The organism is Syntrophorhabdaceae bacterium, from assembly GCA_028713955.1.
GTDB lineage: Bacteria > Desulfobacterota > Syntrophorhabdia > Syntrophorhabdales > Syntrophorhabdaceae > UBA5609.
Genome location: JAQTNJ010000286.1, coordinates 1 through 3588 on the forward strand (window position 1 = coordinate 1; position 3588 = coordinate 3588).

Annotated in this window: 7 protein-coding genes; all 7 read left to right on the forward strand. The window is 65.8% G+C overall.

Annotation, left to right across the window (positions count from 1 at the left end; translation table 11 throughout):
- The coding region (locus PHU49_15770; protein ID MDD5245466.1) for a hypothetical protein at nt 1-316 on the forward strand (316 nt) is incomplete at its 5' end.
- A gap of 1 nt (nt 317) precedes the next feature.
- The gene (locus PHU49_15775) at nt 318-1007 is read left to right on the forward strand and encodes a hypothetical protein (GenBank protein MDD5245467.1); all 690 of its coding nucleotides are present in this window, start codon (nt 318-320) and stop codon (nt 1005-1007) included.
- 5 nt (nt 1008-1012) lie between these two features.
- Nucleotides 1013-1678 carry a hypothetical protein gene (locus tag PHU49_15780; protein ID MDD5245468.1) on the forward strand — a complete coding sequence of 222 codons (666 nt, stop codon included), beginning with the start codon at nt 1013-1015 and terminating at the stop codon, nt 1676-1678.
- The gene (locus PHU49_15785) at nt 1671-2147 is read left to right on the forward strand and encodes a hypothetical protein (GenBank protein ID MDD5245469.1); all 477 of its coding nucleotides are present in this window, start codon (nt 1671-1673) and stop codon (nt 2145-2147) included. The genes PHU49_15780 and PHU49_15785 overlap by 8 nt, the downstream gene beginning before the upstream one ends.
- A gap of 82 nt (nt 2148-2229) precedes the next feature.
- Nucleotides 2230-2511 (forward strand): hypothetical protein, encoded by a 282-nt coding sequence (locus PHU49_15790; GenBank protein ID MDD5245470.1) that lies wholly within the window; start codon nt 2230-2232, stop codon nt 2509-2511.
- A complete protein-coding gene (locus PHU49_15795) occupies nt 2508-2924 on the forward strand; it encodes a hypothetical protein (protein ID MDD5245471.1) in 417 nt (138 codons plus the stop codon). The genes PHU49_15790 and PHU49_15795 overlap by 4 nt, the downstream gene beginning before the upstream one ends.
- Nucleotides 2921-3588 (forward strand): baseplate J/gp47 family protein (locus PHU49_15800; GenBank protein ID MDD5245472.1); only part of this gene is annotated, 668 nt, incomplete at its 3' end. The genes PHU49_15795 and PHU49_15800, both read left to right, overlap by 4 nt.

Below are 3588 nucleotides of genomic sequence, written 5' to 3' on the forward strand. Positions count from 1 at the left end.
CACCAACTCGTTCACGCCATCGATCGACACATCCTTCATGGGTGCATCGCTGGCAGGCCCCGGCGGCGGATTTGGCAGTGCCAACGCCTCGATGGGCACCGGCCCGAGCCCCTACAGCAACATGACGCTCACGACCCCCACCGGCGCATTCCCGGCCCCCTCGTCGATGCCTCAGCAAGCGATCCCGACCGACAAGCAGAAGGGCGACACGAACCTGCACGTCTCGGTGTCGGGAGTGGGCAAGACCGATGAGGAGCTCGCCTGGCTCATCACCTCGAAGGTCAAAGAGGAGATGAAGAAGGGCGCTGGGACCTGACATGCCCGACTCCAGCATCTTCGGCGGCTGGCCCCCCACGCCAGAGGATCTGCCACCCAAGACCGACCCCCACGGCGACAACAACCCGCCGGGCAGCAACGACACCGCGACGATCCCCTACTGGCTGGACTGCCCCGAGGTCTACGACACGTGCACGCTGGGCGGCGTCATGCTGCCGGGCCTCGCCCAGGTGACGGCCACCACCGGCCGAAAGCTCGATATCAAACAGGCCAAGGGCATCGACGGCGCGACCATCACGGACAACGGCTCCGAGGTCGAGGACGTGAACATTGTCCTGACGATCTGGACCCGGCAGCAGTGGGCGGCCTACCAGTCAATCCTGCCCGCCATTGACCCGAACAACACGAAGGGCAAGATCGCGCCCAAGGACATCGTCCACCCGATCACGAGCCTGCACAACATCCGGCGCGTCTACATCACGAAGGTGTCGGCGCCGCAGCCGTCGCGCCTGAAGGGAGCCTTCGAAGTGACGATCGCGTGCAAGGGCTGGCGCCCGGAGCCCAAGAACCCGGTCTCCAAGACGAACACGGCGAAGAAGAGCGACAACAGCAAAGAGGGCAGCAAGAGCGTCATCGACCAGAAGTACACGGACAGCGACAAGTCCAAGGGACTCGACGCCGAGACGACCAATATGCTGCCAAGCTCGAACCCGCAGAAGAAGGCCGGCTGAGCTGAATGCACGTTCGAGCCAACGATCTGCAGGTCCTGAAGGCCGAGATCACCCTGCCCAAGTCGGGCCCCTGGGTGGCGAAGATCGAGGCCAACGGCGATACGGCGCTGTCGGGCACGGTCACGATCGACTTCGCGGACGGCTCAATGCAGCTTGTCGGCACGGTGCCTACGGGCGCGTGCGAGGCCTACGCAGACCGCGTCCTAGCCCGCATCGTGGGCGGCGCTGCAGGGCTGCAGACCACCGTGGGCGGCAAGGCGTACCGGCAGGCCACGGCGGGGCTCATCATCGGGGACCTGCTGCGCGAGGCCGGCGAGATGCTGTCGACGACATCGAGCGCAACGGCGCTCGCGACCGTGTTCCCCCACTGGGTGCGGCTGCAGAATCCGGCGCAGCGCGAGCTCGCCCTGCTGATCCGGCGCCTGGGCGTGGGGTGGCGCGTGCTCGCGGATGGCACCGTGTGGGTCGGAACCGACGCATGGGCCGAGTCTGCCCTGGTCACGCCAAACTACCACCTGATCGAGAACATCAAGCAGGAAGCGCGCGCCAAGATCGTGGCTGACGTGCCGTGCGTGTTCCCGGGCGAGACGTTCCTGGAGCAGCACATCGCGACCGTGGAGCACTTCCTGGACGGCGCCAAGCTCACCACCATGGTGCATTTCGATGGCTGACGACATCCGCAAGTCGTTGCAGGAGATCATCGCCGATGAGGCACCGATCGACCTGCTCGCCTGCTACGAAGGAACCGTCGTGCAGCAACGCGCCGACGGAACCTTCGACGTGAAGGTCGACGACGTGCGCTTCGGCGCAGGGCTTGTCGGTGTGCCGTACCGAGTAGGCGTGCCAGGCATGACGTGCGTGGTCCCAAAGGGTGCGCGGTGTGTGGTCGGGTTCGAGAACCTGCGGCGCGACTGCCCCGTTGTGCGGATGTTCGAGCAGGGAACGCCCACCAAGGTCAAGATCGAGACCGTCACGGAAGTCGAGATCAAGAGCGCCGGCAAGGCCATCGTGGACGGGGCGACGATCGAGCTTGGGGGCGCGCTCGCGCTACTCGGCGTGGCTCGGCAGACCGACCCGGTGCAGGCGGGGCCATGGGCCGGAACGATCACGGGGGCCTCTCTCCTGGTCAAGTCGAAATAGCTGACAGCCTCGAAGCGAGGATCCGACTGTCACTCAGCCGGCGGTTGGATCTTCGCTTCGGGGCTGCTGTCGAGAGGGAACCATGGCACTGCAGAAGGGCGACGCGGCGTGTTCGGCCGGCCTATCGAAACGGATCTACGACAACCTCGTGGCCGGTGGCGGCGGGTTTGCATCCACGCCTGCCGGCGTCACGGGTGGCAAGGCGATGGCCTACGCGATCGCGTGCGCGGTTGTTGATGAGATCACGACCAACGCCGCGGTGAGCACGAACGACATCGTCCCGGCGCTCGGCCTGGTCGCCCCCGCCGGAGGAGGCCCCGTCACGGGCGCAGCAGCAGGAACCGGCACTGGCACGATTGCATGACCACCTACACCAACATCTCCCCCGAAACTACTGACTACGGATCAGACGTGTCGGCGTTTCCGGATCTCGATCCGACGTTCACCATCATCGACGGAACCCAGGTCGTGGCGCAGGCAATCGCGGCTCGTTGGTCAATGCCGCAAGGCTCATGTGAGGACGATCCCGACGCGGGATTCTACGCCGTAATGCTGCTCAACCGCCCGATGAACACCGCGGAGGCGTTCCGCGCGGCGCAGCGGCTCGAGACCGAGGCCATGAAGGATGAGCGGGTCTACAGCTGCCCGGTGCGCCTGTCGTGGAACACGGCCACGCGCGCCATGACGGTCACGGCTGACGTGGACTGCATGTACGGCACGTTCCAGCTCGTGACCACCGTCGACAAGGTGAGCCTGAAGCTCCTGGGAATCCAATGACCATCACACTCGCAGACCTTCTGACCGTCCAGACGCAGCAAGAGGCGTTCGACGCCATGATCGCTGTGCTGAAGTCGACCGGATTTCCGACGACCGGATGGGGGACCACCGGCGTGCCGCGCCGGCTGCTGTGGGCGTTCGCATCGATGCAGGCGAAGGCGCAGGGCTGGATCTACGACATCGCCTCGGGCGTCATCCTCTCGCTGTCGAGCGGCAACTGGCTGACGCTCATCATGGACAACTGGTACCAGGAGACGCGTACCGAAGCGGCGTTCACGGTGGGGACGTTCAGCATCGGCGACATTGCCGCCGCGGGGCCTTTCACGATCAGCCCGAACCAGCTGTGGTGGGCCACCGACGCGGGCCTGCGGTTCTACAACACGACCGGCGGCACGCTGGCGCTCAACGGCACGCTCAGCTTGACGATTCAGGCCGAGAGCTCGGGCGCACAATACAACGTCGCCGAGGGCGCCGTGACGCAACTACTGACTCCGCTGCCAGGCGTCGGCTTTGCGGTCCACACTCCTGTGGTATCGGACGGCACGGTTCCGCCCGTGCTCACCGTGAGCGGCACGCCGGCCAGCGAGTACGACTTCGACATCGAGATCACCACGGGCGGCGCACTCGGAGCGGCCTTGTTCCGGTGGCGCGTCAACGGCGGGGC

Coding starts and splice junctions, on each gene's coding strand:
- PHU49_15775 (MDD5245467.1), top strand. CDS start 318: ATGCCCGACTCCAGCATCTTCGGCGGCTGGCCCCCCACGCCAGAGGAT.
- PHU49_15780 (MDD5245468.1), top strand. CDS start 1,013: ATGCACGTTCGAGCCAACGATCTGCAGGTCCTGAAGGCCGAGATCACC.
- PHU49_15785 (MDD5245469.1), top strand. CDS start 1,671: ATGGCTGACGACATCCGCAAGTCGTTGCAGGAGATCATCGCCGATGAG.
- PHU49_15790 (MDD5245470.1), top strand. CDS start 2,230: ATGGCACTGCAGAAGGGCGACGCGGCGTGTTCGGCCGGCCTATCGAAA.
- PHU49_15795 (MDD5245471.1), top strand. CDS start 2,508: ATGACCACCTACACCAACATCTCCCCCGAAACTACTGACTACGGATCA.